This is a genomic window from Rhizobium tumorigenes (genome assembly GCF_003240565.2).
GTDB lineage: Bacteria > Pseudomonadota > Alphaproteobacteria > Rhizobiales > Rhizobiaceae > Rhizobium > Rhizobium tumorigenes.
In genome coordinates, this window is record NZ_CP117258.1 from 89,963 (window position 1) to 105,896 (window position 15,934).

Here is a 15,934-nt window from a genome sequence, read left to right on the forward strand (position 1 = left end):
GCCAGGGGTATGTGACGCTTAGCAGGACACGGCGATGACAGACACGTCAGCATCTTTTTCAAATTTCGGAAATGGCGGATTGAACGTCAATCGTGCGGCCAAATTCGTCCGTGCGGCAACCGCAATTCTGTTGAGCGGCCTGCTTACCTTGCAGCCGATACTTGCGAACGCACAGTCGGTTTCGGCGGCGGGCTCGGCTCCTTCAGCCAACCAGCCCGGGGTCGGCGCGGCGCCGAATGGCGTACCCCTCGTCGATATTGTGACTCCGAACAGCGCCGGACTGTCGCACAACAAGTACGACAACTTCAACGTCGGCACGCCGGGGCTGATCCTCAACAACTTCAGTGGCGAGGTCGGCATGTCGAACCTCGGCGGGGTGACGCCGGGCAATGCAAACTTGAAGAATTCAGGGCCTGCCTCCGTTATCCTCAACGAGGTAACCAGTGGAAATCGCTCTGCGCTCGAAGGTCCGACCGAAGTTTTTGGTGGCAGAGCCGATGTGATCATCGCCAATCCCAACGGCATCACCTGTAATGGCTGCGGTTTCTTCAATACGCCGCGTGCGACCTTGACCACGGGGACGCCTGATATCGGGTCCGACGGTCGCCTGGCGGGCTTCGGCGTTACTCGCGGCGATGTCACCTTCGAAGGGGCAGGGGCAAATCTTGCGGCCTCCCCAGGTGCCGTCGACCTGTTCGACGTCGTCTCGCGCCAGATCCATGTCAATGCGCCGCTTTATGGCAAGACAATCAGGCTGACGGGCGGTGCCAGCAAATACGACTATGCCACCGGCGAGGCGACGTCGCTAACCGCGACCTCCGGCACGCCGGAATATGCGATCGATGGCTCGGCACTGGGCGCAATGCAGGCCGACCGCATCAAGATCGTCGTCACCGAGAAGGGTGCCGGCGTCAAGATGAGCGGTGACATGGCCGCCAATGCCGGCGAACTCACCCTGTCGGCCGACGGCAAGATCTCGATCGGCAATGCATCGGCACGGGATGGCGTCACCCTCACCTCAAAGAGACAAGTCACAGCCGCTAGGGTGACGACAAAGCAGAAGGTCAAAGTCCAGGCCGATGCGGGGATCACCTTGCAATCGGTCGCCGCTGACAGCGATATCGAATTGTTAAACGGAGCCGGCCTGCTGAGTGTGGTCGGTGACGTCAACAGCGGCACGACCGTGGTGATGAGTGCCATTGGTGGCATAACCGCTGGCAGCGTCACCGCTGGCAATGGTGCAGCGACGCTTAACGCTACATCCGGCGATATCGCGATCGCCGGCGCTGCCATCAGCACTGGCGGTCTTACTCTGACGGCCAGCCACGGCGCGATCTCGGCCGCTTCGCTGCAAAGCAACCAGAACATCGCGCTAAACGCCGGGCTCGAGATTGCTGTTGCAGGCAATGTGCTCGCTGAGGCCGGCATCAGCGCCAGCGGCCGCTCGCTATCTGCTGGCCTGATCGTCTCCGGCATCGATATCGCGGCAACCAGCGCTGATCCCAACGGTCATGTGGTTCTTGGGAATGCAGGTGACCTCAGCCTGACTGCCGTCAATGGCAGTATCACTACCGGCAACCTGCTGTCGGCTGGAAGCCTCGGCATTAGCGCGACGGGCAATGTCACCGCGGGAAGCATCCAATCGGCGAAGAGCCTGACGATCTCTGCAGCGTCGTTTTCGGCAACCGGCATGACCTCGCATGGTGCGCTTGCAGTCACCGCATCGAGCGGCGGTGTTGACGTCAGCGGGCAGGTTTTTGCGGCGAGCAACGTTCTGATCTCCGGCTCCGCTATTCAAGCGAGTGCGATTGTTTCGGGCGTCGACTTTGCCGCCACGAGCGCGAACGGTGGCAGCCTCGTTGTCGGCTCAGCCGGCACGCTCGATTTGTCGGCCGACGCTGGTATCATCACAGTCGACACATTGCTATCGGCCGGCGATCTCACTGCAAAGGCTGCGCTGCTGCAGTCTACCGACATCAGCAGCCATGGAAACGTCGAGGTAGATGGCGGCGTTGGCGTCACCGGACAATTGCTCTCCGCAGGTCCCGTCACCATCAACGGCAATGCAAACGGCGTAAGCGCCGGTCTCCTTGCCTCCGGCGTCGATTTCGCCGCCACCAAGGCGGCCGGTGGCAATATCGTGGTGGCAAGCAGCGCTGATCTGACCATCAGTAACAGCGCCGGCGCGATCAACGCAGGCACGGTGCTTTCAGCGGGCGTCATCACTGCTGTCGGCCAAACGATCACAGCCGATACGGTTACAGGGCATGGGGACGTCTCGCTGGTCGGCATTCCGAACACCTTGGCAGGCAGCGGTGGGGTGAAGATCGCAGGCCAGGTGCTTGGCGGTGGCAACGTCAGCATTGCCGGCTCCGCCATCGCAGCAGATGCCATCGTCTCTGGCGTCGATATTGCCGCCACCGATGCGGCGGGCGGCAAAGTCGTTCTTGGTGCATCAACAGCTGGAACCGGCAATCTGACATTGACGGCCAACGGCGCGCTTAGCGCTGGAGCGCTTTTGTCTTCAGGTGTCTTGAGCGCCAATGCAGCAACCATCGCGGCCGGCAGTATCTCGGCGCATGGCGACATGACGATTGCCGGTGTGATCAATGTCACGGATCAGATCCTCGGTGGCCGCAATGTTCTGATCAGCGGCCAGAGCCTTGCCGCGCAAGCGCTTGTTGCGGGCATCAACTTCGACGCTAGCGATGCCGCCGGCGGCAATATCGTGCTTGGGCAGACGGGTGACCTGAACGTGTCCGTCAGTGGAGCGGTCGCTGCGCCCACAGTGCAGGCGGCGGGCACTATCGATGTCACGGCTGCCTCCGTATCGGCCGGGACAATCACCGGTCATAAGGATATCACCCTGGCTGGTGCATCACGTGGCGTGACTATTGCCAATCAGGTGCTGGGCGGCAGTGACATCTCCGTCTCTGGGTCGAGCATTCAAGCCGGCACCATCGTTTCCGGCGTCGATTTTTCAGCCACCAATGCTGCCGGCGGCGCCATTATGCTGGCACCGTCCGGCGCGACCAATCTGACGGCCTCAGGCGACATTGCAGCGGGAACAGTGGCGGCCGCCGGGGATATAACGGCCGCGGCGGTGAACCTTAAGGCCGACAGCATCACCGGCCACGGCAATGTTGGCATTGCCGGCAGTGTTGATGTCAGCAACCAGATCATTGCCAGTGGAAATCTCACGCTGAATGGCGGTCACATCAAGGCGCCGACATTGATCTCCGGTATCGATTTTGCTGCTACCAATGCTGCGGGCGGGACTATCGTACTTGGAACCGTTGGTGAGATGAACCTCACGGCCACCGCCAGCATCGACGCGCAGAGCATGCTTTCAGCGGCCGCAATCAATGCCAGTGGCGGAACGATCACCGCCGATGCCATGACCGGGCATGGCGACATCACGCTTGCCGGGAGCAGCAGTGTCAAGATCACCGGCCAACTCATTGCTGCCGGCGACGTCCTGTTGTCGGGCTCGACGGTCCAGATCAATCAGGCCATCAGCGGTGTGGATTTCACCAGATCGGCGCAATCATCAAACGGCGCCATAGCGCTTGGAGAAGCCGGCGATCTCAATATCAAGGCGGCAAGCGCTACCGCCGGCACGCTGATCGTCGCAGGAGGGCTCGATATTGCGGCAAGCGCCTTCACGAGCGGCAATATCACAGGCCACAGTGCGGTCTTGATCGGCTCGTCCGCAAGTCCCGGTACGGTCGCGATCAACGGTCAACTTCTCGGCGCCGGCAATGTCTCGATCACAGGATCTGCGGTCAATGGCAACGTCATTGCAGCCGGCGTCGATTTTGCAGCGACAGATCGGTCGGGAGCAGGCAGCGTCATCCTTGGTCAGACTGGTGCGTTGAGGCTCACCGCCACGGCGGGAGACATTTCTTTCAACAGCCTTCTCGCTGCGGGTACCATCACGGCAAATGCCGCCAACACTGTCAGCGCCAATGTCGTTTCCCATGGCGATTTGGCGATCACTGCCGACAATGGGATCACCCTCACTGGCCAATCGCTTGCCAGCCGCAACGCCGATCTGTCTGCCCGATCGATGACGATCGACACGCTGATCTCAGGCGTCGACTTTGCCGCTACCAAGGCTGCGACCGGGGGCAGCCTCATGTTACAGCGCAGCGGCGCCATGACACTATCGGCCTCGAACGGCAGCATCATTGCCAACTCTCTCGTTTCAGGTGGCAATCTCGCAGCCACGGCGATGCAGAATATCCGTTACAACAGCCTGCAGAGCCTCGGCAGTGCCACTCTAACCGCGCAAGGCACCATCGCCTATACCAACACGACCCGGGTTGGAGGCAATCTGACGCTCAATACCGCGGCTGTCGATCTCTCCGGCAGCAGGGGTAGCCAGATGTCGGTCGGTGGCACGTTGATTGTCAACGGCGCTTCGGCCAATCTGTCCGGCAGCAATCTCGTCTTCGGCGGTCTGTCGCTCAATCTGTCGGGCAGCGCCGATCTGTCCAACGCTGAAGTCAGGACAGTCACCAATGCCGGCGGTTCCGGCGACATCGCCATCGCCGCGGCTGGTTTGACCAGCAACGCCAACACATCGCTGCTTGCCGCCCATGATCTCACCCTCAGCCTGCCGTCGCTGGCGAATGCCGGGCAATTGGCCGCTGGTAACAACCTGACTTTCAACGTTGGCGGTGACTTCAGCAATTCTGCGAGCGGGCTCGTCTTTGCCAACGGAAATGCCAACTTCTTCATCGGCGGTGTTCTGACCAACGACGCGGGCGCCATCTTTGCCAGCCATAACTTTGCCATTCAGGGCACTGCGCCCGGTCAGCGCAATGGCGCGACGATCAACGTCTCGGGCCTTCTCCAGGCCGGCGGCGACATGTCGATCCTGACGTCCAACCTCACCAACAAGCGGTCTACGACGCCCACATGGGTCACAGGTCAGCTCGTCTCGTCGGGTGGCGTCGTTGGCACCTTCGTCCTCAATCCCGATGTTGCCGGCAAGCCCTTCGCCTATCTTGAAACGGTCGACGAGAATACCTTCCAGCTCTATCCCGGTATCGATCCTCCTTCATGGCAGGACTATCAGCCACAACTCTGGTCGCAGGCGACCCTTGCCGATGGCACGAGCTACCATGCCTGGACATGGATCTCCGGAAACGGACCGACCGAGGTGCGGCCGATCTATAACTGGATCAAGGATCGCGTACCGAAGGACGCCAATGGCAACCCGGTGCTCGATCCCAACAATCCGTCAAAGTACTTCATCGTCGACAACGTCGTGCGTGGTGGCTCGGATACCAGCACGACCTATACCTGGGACCCGACTGCCAAGATCAGCCAGTCTGTTTACGAGGACAGGTTCACGAGTGCGCTTACTCCCGAAGCGGTGATCCGGTCAGGCGGCAATCTGACGGTTGACGCCACGAACCTTACGAACTCCTACAGCCGGATTGAAGCCGGCGGCAACGCGAGCTTCAGCGGATCGACGCTCACCAACGAAGGTGTTGCCCTCAACCGCACCACGACACTCACCTGCACCGCTCAAAGCGCCTGCACGGCATTCAATGCCGACGGGACCGCGGATCCGTCGCGTGACATCGCCAATGGCACCTCGATCGCGTCAGGCACTGAAACAATCGGTGGGGCTGCCGGCATCATCAAGGCCGCCGGCTCTCTCGCCATCAATTATGCGACGATCAACAACACATCGGCTGCCGGCTCTATTGCCGGCCAGAGCGCGGTAAACGCGCCCGTCACGCAGAGCAATCCACTCTCCGCCTTGAACGGCATGACGGCTGGCGGCGCTCTGTTCAATGTCAATGCGGCTCTTGCTGGTGTCAGTGCCAACGGCGGCGCAGTTCTTGGCAGTGGCCCGTCCCTGGATGGCGGCATCACCGCGAGCGGCGCTGCCGCCGTCAACGCCCATAGCCTCATTGGCAAACTGACCACAGCAATCGGCAATAGCGGCAATCTTGTTCAGATACTTCAGGCAAACGGGACCGAGCTTGCAGCGCTCTCCAAGCCTCAATCCGGCGGCGTCGGTATGACTGTGCCGGGGCAGGTGTTCCTGTTCGAGACGCGTGCAGCCTTCCTCGACGTGTCGACGTTCTACGGCTCTGGCTACTTCATAAACCGGATTGGTTACACGCCCGATACCAAGGTACCTTTCCTCGGAGACGCTTACTTCGACAATCAGATCGTCGACGAACAGATGCGCCAACTGGTCGGCGATGGCCTTGGTGCCGGATCGTTCATCCCAGGCAATGGCGCCATCGATCAGATGAAGACGCTGCTCGACAACGGCGTTGCTTACATGCAGGCCCACGGGCTTGCCCTCGGACAGGCGCTGACGCCCGAGCAGGCGGCATCTCTCACTCAGTCCATGGTTATCTACCAGGCTCAGACGATCGATGGTGCGCAGGTCCTGGTTCCCGTCGTCTATCTTTCGGCCGAGGACCGCGCGAAGGTCAATGGATCAGGTGCGACCATTGCCGGCAACACGGTCAAGATAGATGGCGGATCCGTCAACAATTCTGGCGCAATTGCTGCCGCCGACGGCCTGACCATCAACGCTACCGAAATCAAATCCAACGGCGGCATCTTCTATGCCGGCGGCAACGTGAACCTGACCGCCTCGAACGGCATCACGCTCGCGGCCCAGACAATGACCATCGGTGGCCAGAGCCTGGTCAACACCAATGTCGGTGTCTCGGCCGGCGGCAACATTCGTCTCGCTGCCAACAACAGCGATCTCAATCTCAATGGCGCCAGCGTCAAGGCTGGCGGATCGGCCCAGCTCTCCGGCAACAATGTCAACCTCGCTGCCGTCAAGGTCGACAACAGCGGCCAACAGAATGCCACAGGTGCACGGGTCACCGCTGGCAGCAATCTTGCCATTGCCGCTAACAACGATGTCAATGTCATCGGCTCCTCTGCCAAATCGGGTGGCGATCTCAATATCAAAGCCACGAATGGCGCCGTCAACGTCGTCTCGACCGATGTCGCGCGCAAGACGAACGATGGCTACACCAAGACCTCCGGGACCGATCAGCAGGCATCTCAGCTCACGGCCGGAGGCAATCTGTCTGTCAATGGCAACAACGGCGTCCTGATTTCTGGCTCTGACCTGTCGGCCAAGGGTGATGTCGGTCTGCGCTCGAACGGCGACATCAATGTCACCACCGCGCAGAGCCAGTCGGCCTCGACATTCGGTAAAGGCGCGTCATCGTCGATCACCAACAACGGTTCCACCATTACTGCCGGTGGTGACCTCGTCGCCAAGTCCAACAACGACATCAACGTCATCGGCTCGACGATGGCGGCCGACGGCATGCTCGGGCTGCAGGCGAAAAACAACGTCACCATCGCCGAGGCAACCGATGGCTATACGCTCGATGTCAAAAGTTCCACTAAGAAGAGCGGTTTCCTCGGATCCACCAAGGAGAATGCCTCCGGCCATCTGGAGACCACCACCGCGGCGGGCTCAACCCTTTCCGGCAAGGATAGCGTCACGATCATCTCCGGCGGCGATACGACGGTCTCGGCATCCAAGGTAACGGCCGGTGACGCCACCCAATCCTCCGATCTCAACATCCAGACGGGCGGCAACCTCATCGTCGCCTCGGCCAAGGACACCGAGACCGAGAATGACAGTGCCAAGCGCAAGGGTTTCCTGCGCAGCGGCAGCTCAAACTATCAGGGCTATAACGAGACGACGGTCGGCTCTGAGCTTTCCGCCTCCGGCGATGTCAATCTCGACGCCGGCAAGGCGGCCGTCATCGTCGGCTCGAAGGTCAATGCCGATGGGTCGCTGAGTGTGTCCGGCGAAAGCGTCAGCATCATCGGGGCTGAGGAGAGCCATCAGTCCGACAGCCAGCGCAAGGACTCCGGCCTCTTCGTCGGTTCAGGCGGCGGCTTCATCTCGCTTTATGGCAAGAACGAAAAGCAGGGCGCGCAGTCTTCGACCGACAATGTCGGTTCCAAGCTTTCGGCCGGCCAGGACGTCAACCTGACGGCGCGCGCCACCGATCTCAACATCATGGGTTCGCAGGTCAACGCCGACCGTGACATCAACCTGTCGGCTGTTCGCGACGTCAATGTCACGCCGGGGGCTGAAAGTGCGGCGCAATCCGAAGAGCAGAAGAATTCCGGCTTCGGTCTCGCCTTCTCCTCCGGCAATGGCGGTTTCTCGCTCGGCATCGGCGCCCAGTCGACCAAGGACAGCACGGCCCAGCAATCCGACACCAATGCCATGTCGGCGCTGTCAGCAGGTCGCGATCTCAACATCTCGGCCGGCAACAACGTCAACCTGCAGGCGACCAGCGCGTCCGCCGAGCGTGACGTCAATCTCTTTGCCGGCAACGACATCAATCTGCTCTCTGCCAACGATGTCACCAATTATGAGGAGATGCACGAGAAGACCTTTGACGGGGTGACGCTCTCCGTGTCGAGCAAGGTCAGCCAGGCTGCCCAAAGCATCATGAACTCGGCCGAGCGCCTGTCGGACAGCGGCGGCGTCAATGCGGTGACGAACACGGCCATCGCCGGCCTTGGCTTCTATCAGGCCTACAAGGATCTGACCGGTGTCTACGATGGTCTCACCACAACCGATCCCCTTGCCGTCAAGGGTCTTGCCTTCAGCATTGGCGTGAATGCCGGCGTTAGTCATCAGGAAAGCAAATCTTCCTCGACGACATCGACACCTGTGGTCACCGACATCCGTGCCGGTCGCTCCATCACCATGGAGGCCGAGAACGGCTCCATCACCAGCGATGGTGCGCAGATTTATGCTGGTTATGACAAATATGGCCTGCCGAACGTTTCCGGCGATCCCTTGAATGGCGATATCTTCCTGTCGGCCACCAACGGCGACATCAACCTCAACGCTGCGACCGGAACATCCGATACCAGCAGCTCCAACACATCCACGAGCGTTGGCGTCGGTGTCGACTTCGGCTGCAACACGGGCGGTGGTGCCTGCAGTGTAAATGCCGGTGTCAATGGCGCTTACGGTAAGGGCGGTTCGCAGACCTCAGGCACCACCCACACCAACACCCACATCAACGGTACTGGCGACGTCACAATCGTCACCAACGATCTGACGCTGAAGGGTGCGACGATCACCGGAAATTCGGTGACGGCGGACGTCAAGAACCTGACGATCGAAAGCCAGGTGGATACGCAGAAGGCCTCGGCTGACCAGCTCAACGTGTCAGCCCAGATCGGCATCGGCAGTGCCAATGTCTCCGGCGTCACTCAGAAGGGCAAGGGCGATGCAGTTGTCGTCACCGAGCAGTCCGGCATTCATGCCGGGGCAGGCGGCCTCGACATCGATGTCAGCGGCCACACCTCGCTCATCGGCGGCTTGATCACCAGCGAGGCGACGGCTGACAAGAACCACTTCGAGACCGGCACGCTTACCGTTGCCGATATCGACACCCATTCGACCTGGAAGGCCGACACCTATGGCGGCTCCATCGGTACCGGCGGACTATCGCTGGCACCGCCGGTCAAGGCCGGCGAGAACGAGACCGGCAAGGCGCTCTCTGCCATCGGCGGCAACATCCCGATCACCATCACCGATCCTGCCCACCAGACCCAGGATATCGGCACGATCCGCCGGGACACCGCCAACACCAATACCTCGCTGCCAGGCTTGCCGGACCTCGAGCACATCCTACGCGATCAATACAAGACGCAGGCCGATTTGCAGGAAGCCCAGAAGACTATGGCCGGGCTGGTCGGGGATATCGCGTCCGATCTCTACGGCAAGGCGACGACAGAGGCCGAACGCGATCTCTGGAAGGAAGGCGGCCAGGGACGGGCACTGTTGCAGGCCATCGGCGGCGGCATTCTCGGCGGTGTCAACGGCTGGGAAGGCGCGATCAAGGGTGCTCTGGGTGCTGGAGCTTCGTCGCTGATGGCGCCGGCCATCGCCAGCCTCGTCAAAGGCATGCTGAAGGACAGCAGCCTCTCGGCGCAAGACCAACTGACACTTGCCACGCTGATCGGCTCAAGCCTCAGCGCCGGTGTCGGCGGTGCTGTCGGCGGCGGAGAGGGGGCCGCCTATGGCGCGGCGAACTATCAGTACAATTATCTCAATCATGCTGACAATGAGGCTCTAGAAGCAGCAAAGAAAGCGTGTGGTGGCGGCAAGGGAGATGCAGGGGCTTGTAAGGAACAGGCAAGGCTGGAGGCAACAGACAAGCAACAACAAGATGCTATGAACGCCTGCCGGCAAAGCGGATATCAGGCTGACGGTTGCGGCGCGGTTTTTGCGAGCGTTGTCACGGCTCTGTTCAGTTATGGTGGCACGGCGTCTTGGCTCTTGCCCGCTGATCAATATCAGGAAGCCATCAATGACTTGAGGGTTAGTGGGGGTCTCACGCAAATCCTGAAGATTATGGCACCAGAGGGGTTCGCCAACCTTCCTCCGGATAAGCAAGACGAAGCGGGGAAGCTGATCACGCTGCTTACAGGCGATCCTTCGGGTATTGCTGTTGTCCCCTCCATTATTGCTGCTGCAAGTAAGGGGGATCCTTTAGCGCTCGTACAGCTTATTACGTTCATTACAAAATTTAAAGGAAGCGGACTTGGCCATATTCCGGAGAGCGCCGTAAGCGACAGCAATAAAATTGACAACAGTTTTCTGGACAGTACTACGGCCTCTGGTGACAGCGTATATCAGAATGCCATAAGCACAGCGATCGGAGATGACATTGCAACAAAGCGGAACTTCTATAGTGCGATAGATACAGGAAATGGCCATAACGTAATCGTACACGGAGGACTAAACTACGACGAGCTCGGGGGGGTGCCGTTCGTCAACGGTAGGGAAACAAATCCGGCTCAAATTGCAGAAGCGGTCAGAAGTAATTCGGCTTACGTCGAGGGAACTCAAGTCTGTTTCGCTTCTTGCTGGAGTGGAACAAGCGGCACAGCACAGCAGTTGGCAAGTGAATTGAACGCGCCAGTGTTCGCACCAAGCAGACCTGTCGCTTGGGATTCAGTCAGCAATAATTGGATTTTCGACACAGACGTATTCGGCATAAATGCCGTGCCCCATCCGGAGATAAAGCCGACCTGGCAGATGTTTTATCCGAGCAGAAAGTGATTTTATGGAAAATTTAAAACGCTTATTTTTATATAAGGAAAGACAAAACTCGCCCGAGTCATTGGCGGCTCCGAGTATTGAAGACAATATGAATGCAATGTCCGTCAGGCTTGCTAAAGAAGTTGCTGATTACCTAAAGCAGGGATTGATTCTCATCGAATTTGTCAGCCCCACGCTCGACCCATACAGTCAGCACGATATGGTGAGAAACGTTGTCTTTTCTGATGGCGTATATTTTTGGGACGGAGTGATACTACATTGGGTTGAGAAGTACCGAGTACGAATGCCGGAGGAATTCATGAGACATTTTTATTCTGCTACGAGTCATCCGATTCCTGTTAATGATTCAGACATACCGAAGTTGCTTGCGGCCTTTAAAACTGCTGATCCGCTTATGGCCCTTGCGCCTGAGAAAGACCGTTCACGGCATAGTAAACTTAAAGGATAATAGGCCGACAAAAGACGCCATCCGCAGAAATCTCTCATGCTCGAGCCTTTCCGCCCACAGCCTCATCGCCGGCGTGCGCAGTTCGTGATAATGGTTCGAAGGATATCGTGGCGCGGGATGTGGAATAGGTTGGCGATCGGGTCATGGGTGTAGATGTTGACCTGCCACTGCGAATTTCCTCCAGAATTGATTAGAGTCCGGCCCATTAGAGGACGGACGAATGAAGAAGCAGAGATTTACGGAAGAGCAGATCATCGGTGTGCTGCGTGAGCAGGAGGCTGGCGCAAAGGCGGCCGACCTTTGCCGCAAGCACGGAATTTCAGAAGCGACGTTTTACAACTGGAAGGCCAAATACGGCGGCATGGAAGTGTCCGAGGCGAAGCGTTTGAAGGCGCTCGAAGATGAGAATGCGAAGCTGAAGAAGTTGCTGGCCGAGCAGATGCTGGACGTTGCCGCACTCCGCGAGCTTCTTTCAAAAAAATGGTAGGGCCCGCCGCCAAGCGTGACGCGGTCACGCATCTGAAGGCCGTTATGGGGCTTTCAGAACGGCGGGCCTGCCAGATTATATCCGCCGACCGCAAGATGATCCGCTACCGATCCTGCCGACCGCCGGAAGTCGAGCTGCGATTGAGGCTGCGCGATCTGGCCAATGAGCGCCGGCGTTTCGGATACCGACGGCTGTTCATTCTGCTTCGGCGCGATGGAGAGCCGTCTGGCGTCAATCGCATCTATCGACTGTATCGGGAGGAAGGTCTTTCCGTTCGCAAGCGGAAAGCCAGGCGGCGCGCTGTCGGCACCCGTGCGCCGATCCTCGTCGAAGCAAAGGCAAATGCCCGCTGGTCGCTGGATTTCGTCCACGATCAGTTCGCCTGCGGCAGACGTTTCCGCGTGCTCAACATTGTCGCCGACGTTACACGCGAATGCCTGGCGGCAATCCCGGACACCTCGATCTCCGGCCGCCGTGTGGCTCGTGAACTGACGGCACTGATACAACGGCGGGGGAAACCGGGAATGATTGTTTCGGACAACGGCACAGAACTCACCTCGAACGCCATCCTCGCCTGGTCGAAAGATCACAAGGTTGACTGGCACTACATCGCACCAGGAAAGCCAATGCAAAACGGCTATGTCGAGAGCTTCAACGGCCGCATGCGTGACGAGCTGCTGAATGAAAGCCTGTTCTTTGGTCTCGACCATGCCCGCAGCGCTATTGCTGAATGGGCGGACGACTACAACCATTTTCGGCCGCACTCATCGGTCGGATACCAGACCCCGGCAGCCTATGCCGGAACCATCGCCGCAACCGGCTCCAACGCTACGCAATATGGAAGCTTCGCGTTTCCGCCGGTTGCTGACACCGCGCCATTTGGCGTATCAAAAACCGCCGAGGCTCTAATCGCTGCCGGATGAAAGTTCAGTGGCAGGTCACCGGGCGAATTGATAGTTTCGGCATACCCAAGATAAGCGGTCTTCAGTGATCTCAAGAAAGGCAGCCTTTTAGGAAGTTCTCTCGGAGCGGTCGTGGCTCAGGCTGCAAATACATGCGCATCGGCCGGATCTATCGCCACATGGACCTGGCTTCCGACCTGAACATCTGCGCAGCTTCGGCTCGGCCAATCAACGCGCAGGCGTACCGGGCCCTCTTCGAGATCAAGCTGCAAATAGAAGCGCGTTGTCTGCCCCTGGAACATCCGCGCGTCAACACGCGCCGGATGGCCTTGACCGGGCTCCACCATGAGCACGTCCTCCGAACGCACGAAAACCTGCGCCCTGTCGCCAATGGCCCCGACCGGAAGTAGAAGCGCCTTGCCCATCTGGACCGCACCGTTGCGCACCGCCAGATCAAACCGGTTTCTATTGCCGATGAAACCGGCACTAAAATCGGTCGCCGGCGCATTGTAGAGGTCGGCAGGCGTCGCAACCTGTTCGGCTCGACCGCTGCGCATGACGACGACACGATCGGCGACGGCCAGGGCTTCGGACTGGTCGTGGGTAACGAGTATGGCGGTGGTTCGGATGCTCTGCTGGATGCGGCGGATTTCGTCGCGCAGGTAATCCCGCACGACGGCATCAAGCGCCGATAGGGGCTCGTCGAGCAGGAGAACCGCAGGATCGGGTGCGAGCGCCCTGGCAAGCGCGGTTCGCTGCTGCTGGCCGCCGGACAGCATGTTCGGATGGTGATCGGCGCGTTCGTCGAGCCCGACAAGCGCGAGAAGTTCGTCGACACGAGCTGCGATCTTGGCCTGAGCCATTCCCCGCACCTTAAGCGGGAAAGCGATATTGTCGCGCACGGTCATGTTTGGAAACAGCGCGTAGGCCTGGAAAACCATGCCGATCGGTCGAGCCTGGGTTGGCAGTTGTGTCACGTCCTCGCCACCAAACAGAATACGGCCTTCGTCCGGCTGTGCCAGGCCTGCAATACAACGCAGCAGGGTGGTCTTGCCGCATCCGGAACTGCCCAGAAGCGCGATCATCTCGCCGCTTTCTACCTGAAGACTGATATCGTCCAGGGCAATCTTGCCGCCATAGCGTTTGGAGATGCGGTCGATGGTAATCGTGCTCATTTTCCAGCCTTTCCCGGCATGGGGGTGCCGACGGTCGAGGCGCGCCCGAGGTTGAGCGCGACCACACCGATCGATAGCGCCAGTGTGATGAAGAAGGTGATGATAGTCATTACGGCCAGCATGTTGAAGTCGGCATCCGTGCTCTTCAGGAGGTTGAGCGTGTAAAGTGGCACGGTTTCGAAGCGGCTGCCGACCAGCACCTGCACGATGGCGATTTCGTTGAAGCTGATGCCGAAGGCTAGGATGGCCCCGCTGGCGATGCCGGGGCCGATATTGGGAAGGATAACGCGGCGGATCGTCGTCCAGAGGTCGGCGCCGCAGGTCCGGGACGCCTCGGTGAGCGCCAGAACGTTGGCAGCGGCCATCGACCCGTCGATGGCCCAGTACACGAAGGAAAAAGCCACCGCGACATGGGCTCCCACGACAAGCCCGACCGTCCCCTGCAGGAATGGTGCGTTATCGCCGGTTGCCTTCAGCAAGCCGAAAGCGATGACGAGGAGCGGCACCGCGAACGGAATGGCGGCTAGAAGTTCCAGGACCGGTCGGATCGCGGGATTGCGGACCCTCTGCCAGTAGACAGCGGGGGCCACTAGCAGCACGTCGAGAAGAGCAACAAGCACGGCCAGCCATACGGAACGCCAGAGAACGGACAGAAACCGCATGTCGACGAAAGCGTCTCTCCAGTGGGCGAGCGTATATCCGTCCGGCAGAATGCTCGTCGACCAACGGGTGGCCACGCCATAGAGAAAGACGGCCAGCATCGGCACCATGATATAGGCGATCGTCAGTACCAGCAGCAGAAAAGCAGCAACCGGGAACCGCCGTGTCCGCGCCAGCAGACCGGCAACGGCGACCGTCGGCGTGGCATGCGGCGACTGTGTGGTTTGGAGGCTCAACTCAGCCATCGCGTCCCTCGTCGAACGATAATGCGGTAAAGGGTGAGGCTGAATGCCGCGAGAAGCATCAGTATGACGGCTAGAACCGGCATGCGCTGCGACCCGAACAGCGAACCCAGCATTGACTGGCTCATCTCGACGGTGACGAGACGAAAAGCCGTGGGCGATGTACCGAGAAGCGCGACCGGCACCCCGTACATGCCGACAGACCAGGTGAAAATCAGAAGCCAGCAGGCCAGCAGGAACGGCCGCAACACCGGCCATCCGATCCTGCTCCAGAACTGCAGACGGGAGGCCGAGCAGGCTTGTGCCGCCTCCCACCATTCATCGCGCAGAAGGCTCATCGCCGGCAGGCACAGAAGGACGAACAGAGGCACGTTGCTATATTCGTAGGCTATGACCAGCCCCCAGAACGTGTTGGGTGCGGGCGGTTGCACGGGCAGGCCCAGCGCCTGAAGCGACAGTGTCACCATGCCGTAGGTCCCGAGCGCCGCCACGAAGGCAAAGCCGAGGCCGATGCCGCTGAAATTGGTGGCAACGTTGAGGATGCCGAGATGGATCGCCCGGTTCAGCCGGGTCATGCGCGACACGATCCAGGCAAGCGGCGCGCCGACGAGAAGCGCGATCGTCGCGACGGTGAAGCCGAGCATCAGGCTGTTGATCATCGCGGCGCGCATCGTCTTGGCAGAAAAGACGCTTATCCAGTTGGCGAGCGTGAAGCCACCTCCCGTCGCGTCCGCGAAACTCTGACGCAGCATGACCACGCAAGGCACGAACAGCATAAATGTCGCAACGATGATGATCGGCAGGGCCAGCGACCAATCGACGAACCAGCGCTTGACGATGTGCCATCGCGAGGCCCTTGTGGGGCCTCGCGATGCGGCGGTGGAAACGGACCTGCCGATATCGGTCATCG

The 15,934-nt window shown here is 59.8% G+C and carries 6 protein-coding genes; 3 read left to right on the forward strand and 3 right to left on the reverse strand.

The window, feature by feature from the left end; genetic code table 11:
• Nucleotides 1–34 precede the first annotated feature (34 nt).
• The 3 genes from PR017_RS24065 (at nucleotide 35) to PR017_RS24075 (ending at nucleotide 12,968) form a co-directional block, all read left to right on the forward strand.
• The gene (locus PR017_RS24065) at nucleotides 35–11,110 is read left to right on the forward strand and encodes a hemagglutinin repeat-containing protein (protein ID WP_279619573.1); all 11,076 of its coding nucleotides are present in this window, start codon (nucleotides 35–37) and stop codon (nucleotides 11,108–11,110) included.
• A 4-nt stretch (nucleotides 11,111–11,114) separates the two neighbouring features.
• Nucleotides 11,115–11,558: a hypothetical protein gene (locus tag PR017_RS24070; protein WP_133255557.1), complete on the forward strand. Its 444-nt coding sequence runs from the start codon at nucleotides 11,115–11,117 to the stop codon at nucleotides 11,556–11,558.
• Between the two features lie 220 nt (nucleotides 11,559–11,778).
• Nucleotides 11,779–12,968 (forward strand): IS3-like element ISAtu5 family transposase gene (locus PR017_RS24075; RefSeq protein ID WP_111218024.1). Its coding sequence is split into 2 segments (ribosomal slippage): nucleotides 11,779–12,031 and nucleotides 12,031–12,968, totalling 1,191 coding nucleotides; the frame shifts between segments, so codons are not numbered across the junction.
• A 116-nt stretch (nucleotides 12,969–13,084) separates the two neighbouring features.
• On the opposite strand, the gene PR017_RS24080 is transcribed toward PR017_RS24075, so the two are convergent.
• Genes PR017_RS24080 through PR017_RS24090 form a run of 3 tightly spaced genes read right to left on the reverse strand, consistent with a single transcriptional unit; the run spans nucleotide 13,085 to nucleotide 15,932 of the window.
• The gene (locus PR017_RS24080; RefSeq protein ID WP_111218022.1) at nucleotides 13,085–14,122 is read right to left on the reverse strand and encodes an ABC transporter ATP-binding protein; all 1,038 of its coding nucleotides are present in this window, start codon (nucleotides 14,120–14,122) and stop codon (nucleotides 13,085–13,087) included.
• A complete protein-coding gene (locus PR017_RS24085) occupies nucleotides 14,119–15,027 on the reverse strand; it encodes an ABC transporter permease (protein WP_161959298.1) in 909 nt (302 codons plus the stop codon). The genes PR017_RS24080 and PR017_RS24085 overlap by 4 nt, the downstream gene beginning before the upstream one ends.
• Entirely contained in the window at nucleotides 15,015–15,932 is a 918-nt protein-coding gene (locus tag PR017_RS24090) for an ABC transporter permease (protein WP_161959297.1), read from the reverse strand. The genes PR017_RS24085 and PR017_RS24090 overlap by 13 nt, the downstream gene beginning before the upstream one ends.
• Nucleotides 15,933–15,934 lie beyond the last annotated feature (2 nt).

Excerpts from the sequence above, each read along its gene's own strand:
- PR017_RS24080 (WP_111218022.1), bottom strand. The coding sequence starts at position 14,122 with ATGAGCACGATTACCATCGACCGCATCTCCAAACGCTATGGCGGCAAG.
- PR017_RS24065 (WP_279619573.1), top strand. The coding sequence starts at position 35 with ATGACAGACACGTCAGCATCTTTTTCAAATTTCGGAAATGGCGGATTG.
- PR017_RS24085 (WP_161959298.1), bottom strand. The coding sequence starts at position 15,027 with ATGGCTGAGTTGAGCCTCCAAACCACACAGTCGCCGCATGCCACGCCG.
- PR017_RS24090 (WP_161959297.1), bottom strand. The coding sequence starts at position 15,932 with ATGACCGATATCGGCAGGTCCGTTTCCACCGCCGCATCGCGAGGCCCC.
- PR017_RS24070 (WP_133255557.1), top strand. The coding sequence starts at position 11,115 with ATGGAAAATTTAAAACGCTTATTTTTATATAAGGAAAGACAAAACTCG.